The organism is Streptomyces tritici (genome assembly GCF_048500665.1).
In the GTDB taxonomy this organism is placed as follows: Bacteria; Actinomycetota; Actinomycetes; order Streptomycetales; family Streptomycetaceae; genus Streptomyces; species Streptomyces tritici.
Window position 1 is genome coordinate 4,987,849 of record NZ_CP183183.1, and the last position, 14,519, is coordinate 5,002,367.

Consider the following 14,519-nt stretch of genomic DNA (forward strand, 5'->3'; position numbering starts at 1 on the left):
TCACCGCCCCGGTTCGAGGCCCGACGCCGCGAGCCGGGGCAGTGCGTTCTCGCACAGCAGCCGCAGGCTCCGCCAGCCCTCCTCGACCGGCATCCCGCCGCACAGCGGATGGAACACCAGGCTCTCCAGCCGCCGCCCCAGCTCCACGCACTCGTCCGGCGTCACGATCCGGTACACGCCTTCCGCCCGCAGCTCCGCCACGTTCGAGGCGGTGGACCGCACGGCGCTGCGGATGTCCTTCGACTGCCAGGAGGCGTACGTCCGCGCCTCGTGCAGGAAGTGCTCCCCGTACTCGGCCCACGTCCGGTCCGGGTCTTCGGAGAGGTGCAGCAGCGGGGTCTCGGCGCCCGGCATCATCGTCCAGCCCTCGGTCCCGTACCGCGCGCACTGCTCCGTGTAGTACGTCTCCAGCTCCGGCAGATGCGCGCTGGGGAAGAACGGCAGCCCCAGCCGGGCCGCCCGCCGCGCCGCGGCCTGCGAGGAGCCGCCGACGAGCAGCAGCGGATGCGGCCGGGTGTACGGGCGCGGCGTCACCCGCACCGTACGCCCCTGGTACGTGAACGGCTCGCCGGTCCAGGCCCGCAGCAGCGTCTCCAGGAGCAGGTCCTGGAGCTTGCCGCGCCGCCCCCAGTCGACGCCGTGCGCCTCGTACTCCTCCGGCCGGTAGCCGATGCCGGCGACCGTGACCAGGCGGCCCCGGCTCATCAGGTCCAGGACGGCGATCTCCTCCGCGAGCCGCAGCGGGTCGTGCAGCGGGCCGATGATCGCCGAGACGGTGACCGCGATCCGCTTCGTGGCCCCGAAGACCCCGGCGGCGAAGGCGAAGGGAGAGGGCAGCCAGTTGTTCTCGGCCCCGTGGTGCTCCTCGGTCTGCACGGTGTCGACCCCGTGCCCGTCCGCGTACGCCGCCATCTCCAGGGCGGCCCGGTACCGCCCGGCGAGGGACTCGGCGGTGGCGTGCGGCTCGACCAGATTGAACCGGACGACGGTGAACGGCATGGGGTTCCTCCCCGCTGGGCGGCCGGTGCGCTCGGTGGAGAGGGACGATAGCTGACGGCATGTCAGATGGAAACGGCTGTCGCGCACCCCGTTCGGCCGGTCGGTGGCCGATACTGGACGGGTTATGGAACTCATCCTTGCTGTAGTCATCGCTCTGGTCGTCGCGGTCGCCGTGACCAGCGGGCTCGTGATCAGCGGTCGCAAGAAGAAGCAGCTGCCGCCGACCGAGGCGCCGCCCACCCCGCCGACCATCACTGCCCCGCCCGCCGAACCGCACGTCGGCGAGGAGGCGGAGGCGCCGCGGGAAGAACCACGCCGCACCATCGAGGAGGTCGACCTCCCGACCGCCGAGGCGGAGGCCCCCGCCGAGGCCCCGGCCGTCGAGGAACCGGCCGCGCCGGCCATCGAGGTGCCCGAGCCGACCGCCGGCCGGCTCGTCCGGCTCCGCGCCCGGCTCGCCCGCTCGCAGAACTCCCTCGGCAAGGGGCTGCTCACCCTGCTGTCCCGTGAGCACCTCGACGAGGACACCTGGGAGGAGATCGAGGAGACCCTCCTCACCGCCGACGTCGGCGTCGCCCCCACCCAGGAACTGGTCGACCGGCTGCGCGAGCGCGTCAAGGTCCTCGGCACCCGCACCCCGGACGAGCTCCGCGCGCTGCTGCGCGAGGAGCTGATCGCGCTGCTCGGCGACTACGACCGCGCCGTGAAGACCGAGAGCCCCGAGGACACCCCGGGCGTCGTCATGGTCGTCGGCGTCAACGGCACCGGCAAGACCACCACCACCGGCAAGCTGGCCCGCGTCCTCGTCGCCGACGGCAAGTCCGTCGTCCTCGGCGCCGCCGACACCTTCCGCGCCGCCGCCGCCGACCAGCTCCAGACCTGGGGCGAGCGCGTCGGCGCGCACACCGTGCGCGGCCCCGAGGGCGGCGACCCGGCGTCGATCGCGTACGACGCGGTCAAGGAGGGCATCGCCGAGAAGGCGGACGTCGTCCTCATCGACACCGCCGGCCGGCTGCACACCAAGACCGGTCTCATGGACGAGCTCGGCAAGGTCAAGCGCGTCGTCGAGAAGCACGGCCCGCTCGACGAGGTGCTGCTCGTGCTCGACGCCACCACCGGCCAGAACGGCCTGATCCAGGCCCGTGTCTTCGCCGAGGTCGTCGACATCACCGGCATCGTGCTCACCAAGCTCGACGGCACCGCCAAGGGCGGCATCGTCGTCGCGGTGCAGCGCGAGCTCGGCGTCCCGGTCAAGCTGGTCGGCCTCGGCGAGGGCCCGGACGACCTGGCCCCCTTCGAGCCCGCCGCCTTTGTCGACGCTCTGATCGGCGACTGACGACAGCCACGCGCAAGCAAGGGCCCCGCCGGAACCGGCGGGGCCCTTCGTCGTGCCGTACGTCCTATGCGTGGCTGCGGTGGCAGATGTACGCCAGCGTCCCCACGAGCAGCCGCGCCTGCGGCGGCGTGCCCGCCGTGTCCAGGGCCGGCGGCCGCAGCCAGCGCACCGGGCCCAGCCCGCCGAGGTCCGACGGCGGCGCGGTGATGTGCGCGCCGGGCCCCAGGCAGTGCAGGTCCAGGTCCGCGTCGTCCCAGCCCATCCGGTACAGCAGCCGCGGCAGCTCCTGCGCCGCGCCCGGCGCGACGAAGAACTGCGCCCGGCCCGTCGGCGTCACGCAGACCGGGCCCAGCGGCAGCCCCATCCGCTCCAGGCGCACCAGCGCCCGCCGCCCGGCCGCCTCGGCCACCTCGATCACGTCGAAGGACCGGCCCACCGGCAGCAGCAGCGCCGCACCCGGGTACTCCGCCCACGCCTTGGCCGCGTCGTCCAGGCCGGCCCCAGCCGGCACCGCCTGCGCGTAAGCCAGGGGGTGCGCCCCCGGCGCCGGGCAGGACGCGTCGCCGCAGGAGCACCGGCCGGACGCGGCCCGTGCCCCCGGGACCACGTCCCAGCCCCACAGTCCGGTGTACTCGGCCACCGCTGTGCACTCGGTCGTACGGCCGCGCCGCCGCGAGCCGGACCGCAACTCACGAATGCCGCCGATCGTGAAGCCCATGCCCCCTCCAACGGGTCGAACTCGCCGGTGGTTACGAGCCGGAGTGCCCCCGTGACGCTCCGTCGCGCCCATGGCCCGGACTCGTCCGGGTGACCTGGCGCGCGGAAACGGGAGGGGTGGTGCAAGGCGGGGCGCACGCCGTCCTGTACCTCCGTGCACCGACCCCGGATCGTCGCATGTCAAGTGAATCGCGTTCCGCACCCGGCGCGTTCCCTCGAAGGGGTGGCGAATGGTGGCGTTTCTTGAATCGCCATGGCCGAGGGGGTGATCGTAGGATTACTTTCGGTACACGAGCCGGGGGTTTTCCCGCACTCGTGGGTATGCCGGAGGCAACCCGGTTTCCTGTTCGAAGGGGCACGAACCCCGGACGGCAGCCGCGAATCACGGCATGCTGAGGGGGAGTTCGCGTGACAAGGGCACCAAGGGCATGAATGTGGATGGGGGCGTTCCAGTGGGCGGCAACGGCGCAGACGGTACGACTGCCGGCAAGCGCCCCAACGAGCAGCTGAGCTCGTGGTTCGTGCGCAGCGGCTGGTCGAAGGGCGAGCTGGCGCGACAGGTGAACCGCAGGGCACGCCAGATGGGCGCGCACCACATCAGCACCGACACGTCCCGGGTCCGCCGCTGGCTCGACGGCGAGCAGCCGCGCGAGCCCATCCCGCGGATCCTGTCCGAGCTGTTCTCGGAGCGCTTCGGCTCGGTCGTCGCCGTCGAGGACCTCGGACTGCGCACCGCGCACCAGTCGCCCTCCGTCTCCGGCGTCGACCTGCCGTGGGCCGGTCCCCAGACGGTCACCATGCTCTCCGAGTTCTCCCGCAGCGACCTGATGCTCGCCCGGCGCGGCTTCCTCGGCAGTTCCCTCGCCCTCGCCGCCGGCCCCGGCCTCATCGAACCGATGCAGCGCTGGCTGGTCCCCACCCCGACCTCCGACCCCGGCCCCGCCGAACCGGCCCCCACCGGCCGCCCCCGGCTCTCGCAGCCCGAGCTCGACCTGCTCGAGTCCACCACCGTCATGTTCCGCCAGTGGGACGCCCAGTGCGGCGGCGGACTGCGCCGCAAGGCCGTCGTCGGCCAGCTCCACGAGGTCACCGACCTCCTCCAGGAGCCCCAGCCGGCCGCCACCGCCCGCCGCCTGTTCCGCTGCGCCGCCGAACTCGCCGAGCTGGCCGGCTGGATGAGCTACGACGTGGGCCTCCAGCCCACCGCCCAGAAGTACTTCGTCCTCGCCCTGCACGCCGCGAAGGAAGCCGGCGACAAGCCCCTCGGCTCGTACATCCTGTCCTCGATGAGCCGTCAGATGATCCACCTCGGCCGGCCCGACGACGCCCTGGAGCTCATCCACCTCGCCCAGTACGGCAGCCGCGACTGCGCCACCCCGCGCACCCAGGCCATGCTGTATGCGATGGAGGCCCGCGCCTACGCCAACATGGGCCAGCCCAGCAAGTGCAAGCGCGCCGTCCGGATGGCCGAGGACACCTTCGCCGACGTCGGTCTCGACGGCGAGCCCGAGCCCGACTGGATCCGCTTCTTCTCCGAGGCCGAGCTCAACGGCGAGAACTCGCACTCCTTCCGCGACCTCGCCTACGTCGCCGGCCGCTCCCCGACGTACGCCTCCCTCGCCGAACCGGTCATGCAGCGCGCCGTCGACCTCTTCGCCAAGGACACCGTCCACCAGCGGTCCTACGCGCTCAACCTCATCGGCATGGCGACCGTGCACCTGCTCAAGCGCGAGCCCGAGCAGTCCGTCGCCCTCGCCGAACAGGCCCTGCGCGTCGCCCGCAGCGTCCGCTCGGAGCGCGTCAACACCCGCCTGCGCAAGACCGTCGACACCGCGGCCCGCGACTTCGGCGACGTCGCCGAGGTCCGCCACCTCACCGACCGGCTCACCCAGCTCCTGCCCGAGACCGCCGAAGCGGTCTGACCCCGTCCCGTACGGGACACCCCAGGCTCCGGCCGCGCCGCACGACCCTCACTGCCCGACTCGGCTCCCCCGCCGCCAGGTCACAGGGTCACGGCGCGGCCGGTCGTGTCGTACGGCCCGGTCCCCGGGGGAGCCCCGGAGCGTACCGCCGTTACATCCCCGTGACCCGCACGTTCACAGTCGCGTAACACGCCCCCTCCCTTCGTCACTGCCGCGAAACATCGAGCGGCATCACGTGAAACGGCGCTGAGCCAATCTCTGGCGCATAACCGGCCACCCTCATTGGCCGAGCCGCTCCCGGCCGCCGCCCCGCACAGGCCGTACCGACGACGAGGAGACGCCGATGGCACCAGCCATCACGACCCTGGCAGCAGACGCCCCCGAGCTGTCCGCCGCCAACACCGGGTTCATGCTCATCTGCTCCGCCCTGGTCATGCTGATGACCCCGGCGCTCGCCTTCTTCTACGGAGGCATGGTCCGCGTCAAGTCCACCCTCAACATGCTGATGATGAGCTTCATCAGCCTCGGGATCGTCACGATCCTGTGGGTGCTCTACGGCTTCAGCATCGCCTTCGGCACCGACATCGGCTCCGTCGTCGGCTGGTCCACCGAGTACGCCGGCTTCAGCGACATCGGCGTCGTCGAACTCTGGGACGGCTACACCATCCCGGTGTACGTCTTCGCCGTCTTCCAGCTGATGTTCGCGATCATCACCCCGGCCCTGATCAGCGGCGCCCTCGCCGACCGGGTCAAGTTCACCGCCTGGGCCCTGTTCATCGCCCTGTGGGTCACCGTCGTCTACTTCCCCGTCGCCCACTGGGTCTGGGGCGCCGGCGGCTGGCTCTTCGAGATGGGCGTCATCGACTTCGCCGGCGGCACCGCCGTGCACATCAACGCGGGCGCCGCGGCCCTCGGCGTGATCCTCGTCATCGGCAAGCGCGTCGGCTTCAAGAAGGACCCGATGCGCCCGCACAGCCTCCCGCTGGTCATGCTCGGCGCCGGTCTGCTCTGGTTCGGCTGGTTCGGCTTCAACGCCGGCTCCTGGCTCGGCAACGACGACGGCGTCGGCGCGGTGATGTTCGTCAACACCCAGGTCGCCACCGCCGCCGCCATGCTCGCCTGGCTGTTCTACGAGAAGATCCGCCACGGCGCCTTCACCACCCTCGGCGCCGCCTCCGGTGCCGTCGCCGGCCTCGTCGCCATCACCCCCGCCGGCGGCTCCTGCTCCCCGCTCGGCGCGATCGCCATCGGCGCCATCGCCGGCCTCGTCTGCGCCATGGCCGTCGGCCTCAAGTACAAGTTCGGCTACGACGACTCCCTCGACGTCATCGGCGTCCACCTCGTCGGCGGCGTCATCGGCTCCCTGCTCGTCGGCTTCTTCGCCACCGGCGGCGTCCAGTCCGACGCCAAGGGCCTCTTCTACGGCGGCGGCTTCGACCAGCTGGTCAAGCAGGCCATCGGCGTCTTCGCCGTCCTCGCCTACTCTCTGATCGCCTCCGCGATCCTCGCGCTGATCATCGACAAGACGATGGGCATGCGGGTCAGCGAGGACGACGAGATCTCCGGCATCGACCAGGTCGAGCACGCCGAGACCGCGTACGACTTCAGCGGAGCCGGCGGCGGCGCGTCCTCGCGCAGCACCGCCACCGCCCCCGTCACCGCCGCCCAGCAGACCAAGAAGGTGGACGCATGAAGCTCATCACCGCAGTCGTGAAGCCGCACCGGCTGGACGAGATCAAGGAGGCCCTGCAGGCCTTCGGCGTCCACGGCCTCACCGTCACCGAGGCCAGCGGCTACGGCCGCCAGCGCGGCCACACCGAGGTCTACCGCGGTGCCGAGTACACCGTCGACCTCGTCCCCAAGATCCGCATCGAGGTCCTGGTGGAGGACGAGGACGCCGAACAGCTCATCGAGGTCGTCGTCAAGGCCGCCCGTACCGGCAAGATCGGAGACGGCAAGGTGTGGAGCGTCCCGGTCGACACCGCCGTACGCGTCCGCACCGGCGAGCGCGGCCCGGACGCGCTGTAACCACGGACAAGGAGCCACAGGGTGACGAGCGTCGACACGACCCACGCAACGGAAGAACCCGGACCCGGTGGCTATGCGGCGGCCCGGCTGCGCCTTCTCACCGAGAAGGAGCAGTCCGGGCCGCTGCGCCGTGCCGCGCTCGCCCGGCTCACCGACGACTGGCTCTCCGGCCTGTTCGCCGCGGCCGCACCGCCGCGCGGCACCGCGCTCGTCGCCGTCGGCGGCTACGGCCGCGGCGAGCTCTCCCCGCGCAGCGACCTCGACCTGCTGCTCCTGCACGACGGCAGCGCCGACCCCGCCGACGTCGCCGCGCTCGCCGACCGGATCTGGTACCCGGTCTGGGACCTCGGCCTCGCCCTCGACCACTCCGTACGCACCCCCGCCGAGGCCCGGAAGACCGCCGGCGAGGACCTCAAAGTCCAGCTCGGCCTGCTCGACGCCCGGCCCCTCGCCGGCGACCACGCCCTCGCCGCCGCCCTGCGCACCGCCGTCCTCGCCGACTGGCGCAACCAGGCCACCGAGCGGCTGCCCGAGCTCGACGCCCTCTGCCGCGAACGCGCCGAACGCGCCGGCGAACTGCAGTACCTCCTCGAACCCGACCTCAAGGAGGCCCGCGGCGGCCTGCGCGACGCCACCGCCCTGCGCGCCGTCGCCGCCTCCTGGGTCGCCGACGCCCCCCGCGAGGGCCTCGACGGCGCCCGCCGCCGGCTCCTCGACGCCCGCGACGCCCTCCACCTGACCACCGGCCGGGCCACCGACCGGCTCGCCCTTCAGGAACAGGACGCCGTCGCCGAGCGGCTCGGCCTCCTCGACGCCGACACCCTGCTCCGCGAGGTCTACGAGGCCGCCCGCGTCGTCTCGTACGCCTCCGACGTCACCTGGCGCGAGGTGGGCCGCGTCCTGCGCGCCCGCTCCGCCCGTCCCCGGCTGCGCGGCCTCCTCGGCCGCGGCGGCCCGAAACCGCCCGTCGAACGCACCCCGCTCGCCGAGGGCGTCGTCGAGATGGACGGCGAGGCCGTCCTCGCGCTCACCGCCAAACCCGACCGCGACCCCGTGCTCCCGCTGCGCGCCGCCGCCGCCGCGGCCCAGTCCGGCCTGCCGATCTCCCTGCACGCCGTACGCCGGCTCGCCGCCGCCGGCGCGCCCCTGCCGGTGCCCTGGCCCGCCGAGGCCCGCGAGGAACTCGTCACCCTGCTCGGCGCCGGCGAGGCCACCGTCCCCGTCTGGGAGGCCCTGGAAGCCGAGGGCCTGATCACCCGCCTGCTGCCCGACTGGGAACGCGTCCGCTGCCGCCCCCAGCGCAACCCGGTCCACACCTGGACCGTCGACCGGCACCTCGTCGAGACCGCCGTCCGCGCCTCCTCCCTCACCCGCCGCGTCGGCCGCCCCGACCTGCTCCTCGTCGCCGCCCTCCTGCACGACATCGGCAAGGGCTGGCCCGGCGACCACTCCGTCGCCGGCGAGACCATCGCCCGCGACCTCGCCGCCCGCATCGGCTTCGACCGCGCCGACGTCGCCGTCCTCGCCACCGTCGTCCGCCACCACCTGCTGCTCGTCGAGACCGCCACCCGCCGCGACCTCGACGACCCCGCGACCGTACGGTCCGTCGCCGACGCCGTCGGCACCGTCGGCACCCTCGAACTGCTGCACGCCCTCACCGAGGCCGACGCCCTCGCCACCGGACCCGCCGCCTGGTCCTCCTGGCGCGCCTCCCTGGTCGCCGACCTGGTGAAGCGGGTCGGCGCGGTCCTGGCGGGGGAGCCCGTCGCGGAACCGGAACCCGCCGCGCCCAGCGCCGAGCAGGAACGCCTCGCGATCGAGGCCCTGCGCACGGGCGAACCCGTCCTGACCCTGCGCACCGAACCGGGGGAGGACTCCGGCGAACCGGAACCCCTGGGCGTCGAACTGCTCATCGCCGTCCCCGACCAGCCGGGCGTCCTGCCCGCGGCCGCCGGCGTCCTCGCCCTGCACCGGCTCACCGTCCGCGCGGCCGACCTGCGCGCGCTGGACCTCCCGCACGAGCTCGGCGGCACCGGCACGGCCGTCCTGCTGCTCAACTGGCGGGTCGCCGCCGAGTACGGCTCCCTGCCCCAGGCCGCGCGCCTGCGCGCCGACCTGGTCCGCGCGCTGGACGGCACCCTCGACATCCCCGCCCGCCTCGCCGAGCGGGAGGCGGCGTACCCGCGCCGGCGCGGTCTGCAGGCCCCGCCGCCCCGGGTCACCGTCGCCCCGGCCGCCTCCCGCCACGCCACGGTCATCGAGGTCCGCGCCCAGGACGCCCCCGGGCTCCTGCACCGGATCGGCCGCGCCCTGGAGGGCGCCGCGGTGCGGGTCCGCAGCGCCCACGTGTCCACGCTGGGCGCGAACGCGGTGGACACGCTGTACGTGACCCGGCCGGACGGCTCGCCCCTGGCGGACGAGGAGGCGGTGGACGTGGCCCAGGCGCTGGAGGGGGCATTGCGGTGAGGGCGTGACCTTCGGGTGGGTCGGTCGTTGCGCACGGCGTGCTCCCCGCGCGAGCGGGGATGGTCCCACCCTCCGGGGCAAAGGACGCCTCGCCGAGGCTTGCTCCCCGCGCACGCGGGGATTCCGCCCTTGCCGGTCGAATGCGACCGGCAAGGGCGGCTCCGTCTCCGGGCCGGATACCCTGGGTGGCGACCATCCGCCCCGACCCGAGGATCGCGACCACCGTGTTCGATACGCTTTCCGACCGCCTCAGCGCGACTTTCCAGTCCCTCCGGGGCAAAGGCCGCCTCTCCGAGCAGGACATCGACAGCGCGGCCCGGGAAATCCGTATCGCCCTCCTTGAGGCCGACGTCGCCCTGCCCGTCGTGCGCTCGTTCATCGCGCGCGTCAAGGAGCGGTCCCTCGGCACCGAGGTCTCCAAGGCGCTCAACCCCTCACAGCAGGTCATCAAGATCGTCAACGAGGAACTGATCTCGATCCTCGGCGGCGAGACCCGACGCCTGCGGTTCGCCAAGTCCGGGCCGACCGTGATCATGCTCGCCGGTCTCCAGGGTGCCGGTAAGACCACCCTCGCCGGAAAGCTCGGTCTCTGGCTCAAGGGCCAGGGGCACACCCCGCTGCTCGTCGCCTGCGACCTCCAGCGCCCCAACGCCGTCACCCAGCTCGGCGTCGTCGCCGAGCGAGCCGGCGTCGGCTTCTACGGCCCGCAGCCGGGCAACGGCGTCGGCGACCCGGTCCAGGTCGCGAAGGACTCGATCGAGTACGCGCGCACCAAGGTCTACGACGTCGTGATCATCGACACCGCCGGCCGCCTCGGCATCGACGCCGAGATGATGCAGCAGGCCGCGGACATCCGTGACGTCACGTCGCCCGACGAGATCCTCTTCGTCGTCGACGCCATGATCGGTCAGGACGCGGTCAACACCGCCGAGGCCTTCCGCGACGGCGTCGGCTTCGACGGCGTCGTGCTGTCCAAGCTCGACGGCGACGCCCGCGGTGGTGCCGCGCTCTCCATCGCGCACGTCACCGGCAAGCAGATCATGTTCGCCTCCAACGGCGAGAAGCTGGACGACTTCGACGCGTTCCACCCGGACCGCATGGCGTCCCGCATCCTCGGCATGGGCGACATCCTCTCCCTCATCGAGAAGGCCGAGCAGACCTTCAGCCAGGAGGAGGCCGCCAAGGTCGCCTCGAAGCTGGCCTCGAAGAAGGGCCAGGACTTCACGCTGGACGACTTCCTCGCCCAGATGGAGCAGGTCCGCAAGATGGGCTCCATCTCCAAGCTCCTCGGCATGCTGCCCGGCATGGCGCAGATGAAGGAGCAGATCAACAACATCGACGAGCGCGAGGTCGACCGCGTCGGCGCGATCATCAAGTCGATGACCCCGGCCGAGCGCCAGGACCCGACGATCATCAACGGCTCGCGCCGTGCCCGTATCGCCCGCGGTTCGGGCGTCGAGGTCAGCGCCGTGAAGGGCCTGGTCGAGCGGTTCTTCGAGGCCCGCAAGATGATGTCCCGCATGGCCCAGGGCGGCGGCATGCCCGGCATGCCGGGGATCCCGGGCATGGGCGGCGGCCCCGGCCGGCAGAAGAAGCAGGTCAAGCAGGCCAAGGGCAAGCGCAAGAGCGGCAACCCGATGAAGCGGAAGGCCGAGGAGCAGGCCGCCCAGGCGCGCCGCGAGCAGGCCCAGCAGGGCGGGGCCTTCGGGCTGCCGGCCGACGGCCAGGCGCAGGACTTCGAGCTGCCGGACGAGTTCAAGAAGTTCATGGGCTGACCGAGCCCGTACGACGAGGGCCCGGGGCGGTGCGAACCGCCCCGGGCCTCTTTCACGCCCGCGCCCCACCCGGAATGCCCCGATTGTCGGGCTCTCGAATAATGAGCCCGTGGCCAATCCCGTACCCCCGCGCGACCGCACCGACCAGCCGTGGCGTTCGGAGGGAGCCCCGCCGCCCTCGCCGGCGAGGCGGAAGATGCCCGGCGGCTGGGGCGGGCTCGTCCTCGCCGCGCTCCTCGTCTACATCGTCGCGAACATCGTCCTGTCGTACGTGAACCGCGGGGACGAGCCGACGATCTCGTACACCGAGTTCAGCAGGCAGGTCACCGCCGGCAACGTCACCAAGATCTACTCCAAGGGCGACGCCATCCAGGGCGAGCTGCGGAACAAGCAGCCCCTGCCCAACGGCGACAAGGGCGACTACACCAAGTTCGTCACCCAGCGCCCCGCCTTCGCGGACGACGAGCTGTGGAACTCGCTGACCCAGAAGGGCGTCACGGTCACCGCCGAACCGGTCGTCCAGGAACGCAGCTTCCTCGCCAACCTGCTGATCTCCCTCGCCCCCATGGTGCTGCTCGTCCTCCTGTGGGTCTTCATCGCCCGCCGGATGAGCGCCGGCCTGGGCGGCGCCGGCGGCATGCTCGGCCGCAAGGCCCCGCCGAAACCGGTCGAGCTGGAGGCCGGCAAGCGCACCACCTTCGAGGACGTGGCCGGCATCGACGAGGTCGAGGGCGAGCTCAACGACGTCGTCGACTTCCTGAAGAACCCCGACGCCTACCGCGCCATGGGCGCCAAGATGCCGCGCGGCGTCCTGCTCGCCGGCCCGCCCGGCACCGGCAAGACGCTGCTCGCCCGGGCGGTGGCGGGGGAGGCCGGGGTGCCGTTCTTCTCCGCGTCCGCCTCCGAGTTCATCGAGATGATCGTGGGCGTCGGCGCCTCCCGGGTCCGCGAACTGTTCGCGGAGGCGCGGAAGGTCGCGCCGGCGATCATCTTCATCGACGAGATCGACACCATCGGCCGGGCGCGCGGCGCCGGTGCGGGCGTCGGCGGGCACGACGAGCGGGAGCAGACGCTCAACCAGATCCTCACCGAGATGGACGGCTTCACCGGTTCGGAGGGCGTCATCGTGCTCGCGGCCACCAACCGCGCCGACGTCCTCGACCCCGCGCTGACCCGTCCCGGGCGCTTCGACCGGGTCGTGCACGTCCACTCCCCGGACCTCAACGGCCGGGAGGCCATCCTGAGGATCCACACCCGGGAGATCCCGCTGGCGAAGGGCGTCGACCTGGGCCAGGTGGCCCGTACGACCCCCGGCATGACGGGCGCGGAGCTGGCCAACCTGGCGAACGAGGCGGCGCTGCTCGCCGTCAAGCGCCGGCAGCGGGAGGTCACCCAGTCCGACCTGTCCGATGCCTTGGAGAAGGTCCAGCTCGGCGCCGAACGGCCCCTGGTGATGCCGCTGGAGGAGCGCCGCCGCACCGCGTACCACGAGAGCGGCCACGCGCTGCTGGGCATGCTCCAGCCGGGCGCCGACCCGGTCCGCAAGGTCACCATCGTGCCGCGCGGCCGGGCCCTGGGCGTCACGCTGTCGACGCCCGAGCGCGACAAGTACGCGTACACCGAGGAGTACCTGCGCGGCCGGATCATCGGCGCGCTCGGCGGGATGGCCGCCGAGCACGTCGTCTTCGGCGTGATCACCACCGGCGCGGAGAGCGACCTCGAACAGGTCACCAGCATCGCGCGCGGCATGGTCGGCCGCTGGGGCATGAGCGAACGGGTGGGCCGGCTGACCGCGATCCCGGGCGACGCCCAGCAGGCGTACGGCCTGTCGGCCGCGCCGGGGACCCTCGACACGGTCGACGCGGAGATGCGGCGGATCGTCGACGAGTGCTACGAGAGCGCCTGCCGCCAGCTCCGCGAGCACCGCGACCGGCTCGACGCCCTGGCCGAGGCGCTGCTCGCCCGCGAGACGCTGGAGGAGGCGGACGCCTACCGGGTGGCGGGCATCCCGCGACTGGCCAAGGAGGAGTAGGCGGCGCGCGGCCGGAGCGTTCGCGCTTTCGCGCGCAGGCGTACGAACCCGCCCGCAGGGATGCGCGCGATGCGCCCGCGCGTGCGGACGCGACCGCCCGGCGGTCACGTCCGCACGCGCGCGTATCCGTTCCCTACGCACGCGCCCGACCGCGCGCCGTCCGCTACGGCACGCGGGCGATCACGTACCGGAAGACGTTCGGCATCCAGACCGTGCCGTCGGGGCGCACGTACGGGTGCAGGGCCTCGGTCAGTTCCTTCTCGACCCGCGCGGGGTCCGTCGCCGACACGGCCGGGTCGAGGAGGCCCGTCGAGAGCAGCCCCCGGACCGCGCTGTCCAGGTCCGCGTAGCCGAACGGGCACGCCACCCGGCCCGAGCCGTCCGGCCGCAGGCCCGCCCGCTCCGCCCGCGCGTCGAGGTCGTCGTCCCAGGCCCCGGCCGGCTCCGCGCCCGCCCCGTCCGCGCCCGCCTCCGCCAGCACCGCCGCCGAGGCGCACCGCTCCGGCGGGCCCCAGCCCGCCAGCACCACCGCCGCGCCGCGGACCGCCGGCGGGCCGGTGAGCGCGTCCGGAGCCGCTCCCGTGGCGCGGGTGCCGCAGCCGGCCGGGTGGAACGCGGTGACGACGTCGTACGGGCCGGGGCCCGGCCGGTCCGCGGCCAGGTCGGCGCCGTACCCGCCCAGGCGGCTCCTGGCCTGCGCCAGCCGCGCGGCGTCCGGTTCGACGCCCGCCACGCGGGCCCCGCGCGCCGCCGCCATGAGCAGCGCGAGCCCGGAGCCGCAGTCCAGGCCGAGCAGCCGGGTGCCGGAGCCCACGCCGAGGCGCTCGTACACCGCCTCGTACAGCGGGACGAGCATCCGTTCCTGGATCTCGACCCAGTCCCGGACGGGGTCGTGCCGGACGAGGGTGGAAGTCATGGAAGGGGCCCCAATCCGCGAAAGGTCCATGTCGTGGCCGAACGTGCGTGTCCCCGTGCCCGTGCGTGCTCCCGCGTACGCGAGCGCGCACACCCCCCGTAAGTCAGGGAACTCCCCAATGCTCCCCGCGTCCAGTGGTCGCGCCGCCTTGCGTCCGGGCGGGGGTGGTGCTCCACGCCTCCGGCCGAGCCGCTAGGGTCACTCCCGGCATGCCGGACGCCCGGCGCGCACCGGCCCGCACGCGCCGGGGCGTACGCGCCGCTACGTACCGGCTTGATGCGAGCTGTGCCGCTTCTCCGCAGTTCGGCGCACCCGCCCTCGTCGCGAC

10 protein-coding genes are annotated in these 14,519 nt (G+C 73.1%); 7 read left to right on the forward strand and 3 right to left on the reverse strand.

Annotation, left to right across the window (positions count from 1 at the left end):
* The gene (locus ACNJ93_RS23280; RefSeq protein ID WP_418959362.1) at nucleotides 1–999 is read right to left on the reverse strand and encodes an LLM class flavin-dependent oxidoreductase; all 999 of its coding nucleotides are present in this window, start codon (nucleotides 997–999) and stop codon (nucleotides 1–3) included.
* Between the two features lie 124 nt (nucleotides 1,000–1,123).
* Here ACNJ93_RS23280 and ftsY point away from each other — a divergent pair, with 124 nt between their 5' ends.
* Nucleotides 1,124–2,335, forward strand: coding sequence for a signal recognition particle-docking protein FtsY (ftsY, locus tag ACNJ93_RS23285; protein ID WP_418959363.1), 1,212 nt, complete (start codon nucleotides 1,124–1,126; stop codon nucleotides 2,333–2,335).
* A gap of 64 nt (nucleotides 2,336–2,399) precedes the next feature.
* Here the strand turns inward: ftsY and ACNJ93_RS23290 are convergent, their stop codons facing one another.
* Complete coding sequence (locus ACNJ93_RS23290; RefSeq protein WP_418959364.1) at nucleotides 2,400–3,053, reverse strand: bifunctional DNA primase/polymerase; 654 nt, start codon at nucleotides 3,051–3,053, stop codon at nucleotides 2,400–2,402.
* A gap of 451 nt (nucleotides 3,054–3,504) precedes the next feature.
* Here ACNJ93_RS23290 and ACNJ93_RS23295 point away from each other — a divergent pair, with 451 nt between their 5' ends.
* The 6 genes from ACNJ93_RS23295 (at nucleotide 3,505) to ftsH (ending at nucleotide 13,275) form a co-directional block, all read left to right on the forward strand.
* Nucleotides 3,505–4,974, forward strand: a complete 1,470-nt coding sequence (locus ACNJ93_RS23295) for a hypothetical protein (protein ID WP_418961501.1) — start codon at nucleotides 3,505–3,507, stop codon at nucleotides 4,972–4,974.
* Between the two features lie 343 nt (nucleotides 4,975–5,317).
* Nucleotides 5,318–6,667, forward strand: coding sequence for an ammonium transporter (locus ACNJ93_RS23300; RefSeq protein WP_418959365.1), 1,350 nt, complete (start codon nucleotides 5,318–5,320; stop codon nucleotides 6,665–6,667).
* Nucleotides 6,664–7,002 carry a P-II family nitrogen regulator gene (locus ACNJ93_RS23305; protein WP_030117734.1) on the forward strand — a complete coding sequence of 113 codons (339 nt, stop codon included), beginning with the start codon at nucleotides 6,664–6,666 and terminating at the stop codon, nucleotides 7,000–7,002. Before ACNJ93_RS23300 ends, ACNJ93_RS23305 begins: the two co-directional genes overlap by 4 nt.
* A gap of 21 nt (nucleotides 7,003–7,023) precedes the next feature.
* Nucleotides 7,024–9,468 carry a [protein-PII] uridylyltransferase gene (locus tag ACNJ93_RS23310; protein WP_418959366.1) on the forward strand — a complete coding sequence of 815 codons (2,445 nt, stop codon included), beginning with the start codon at nucleotides 7,024–7,026 and terminating at the stop codon, nucleotides 9,466–9,468.
* 224 nt (nucleotides 9,469–9,692) lie between these two features.
* Nucleotides 9,693–11,243, forward strand: a complete 1,551-nt coding sequence (gene ffh / locus ACNJ93_RS23315; RefSeq protein ID WP_418959367.1) for a signal recognition particle protein — start codon at nucleotides 9,693–9,695, stop codon at nucleotides 11,241–11,243.
* Between the two features lie 109 nt (nucleotides 11,244–11,352).
* Nucleotides 11,353–13,275, forward strand: a complete 1,923-nt coding sequence (ftsH, locus tag ACNJ93_RS23320) for an ATP-dependent zinc metalloprotease FtsH (RefSeq protein WP_418959368.1) — start codon at nucleotides 11,353–11,355, stop codon at nucleotides 13,273–13,275.
* 163 nt (nucleotides 13,276–13,438) lie between these two features.
* On the opposite strand, the gene ACNJ93_RS23325 is transcribed toward ftsH, so the two are convergent.
* Nucleotides 13,439–14,191 (reverse strand): SAM-dependent methyltransferase, encoded by a 753-nt coding sequence (locus ACNJ93_RS23325; RefSeq protein WP_418959369.1) that lies wholly within the window; start codon nucleotides 14,189–14,191, stop codon nucleotides 13,439–13,441.
* Nucleotides 14,192–14,519 lie beyond the last annotated feature (328 nt).

Coding starts and splice junctions, on each gene's coding strand:
- ACNJ93_RS23280 (WP_418959362.1), bottom strand. CDS start 999: ATGCCGTTCACCGTCGTCCGGTTCAATCTGGTCGAGCCGCACGCCACC.
- ftsY (WP_418959363.1), top strand. CDS start 1,124: ATGGAACTCATCCTTGCTGTAGTCATCGCTCTGGTCGTCGCGGTCGCC.
- ACNJ93_RS23290 (WP_418959364.1), bottom strand. CDS start 3,053: ATGGGCTTCACGATCGGCGGCATTCGTGAGTTGCGGTCCGGCTCGCGG.
- ACNJ93_RS23300 (WP_418959365.1), top strand. CDS start 5,318: ATGGCACCAGCCATCACGACCCTGGCAGCAGACGCCCCCGAGCTGTCC.
- ACNJ93_RS23305 (WP_030117734.1), top strand. CDS start 6,664: ATGAAGCTCATCACCGCAGTCGTGAAGCCGCACCGGCTGGACGAGATC.
- ACNJ93_RS23325 (WP_418959369.1), bottom strand. CDS start 14,191: ATGACTTCCACCCTCGTCCGGCACGACCCCGTCCGGGACTGGGTCGAG.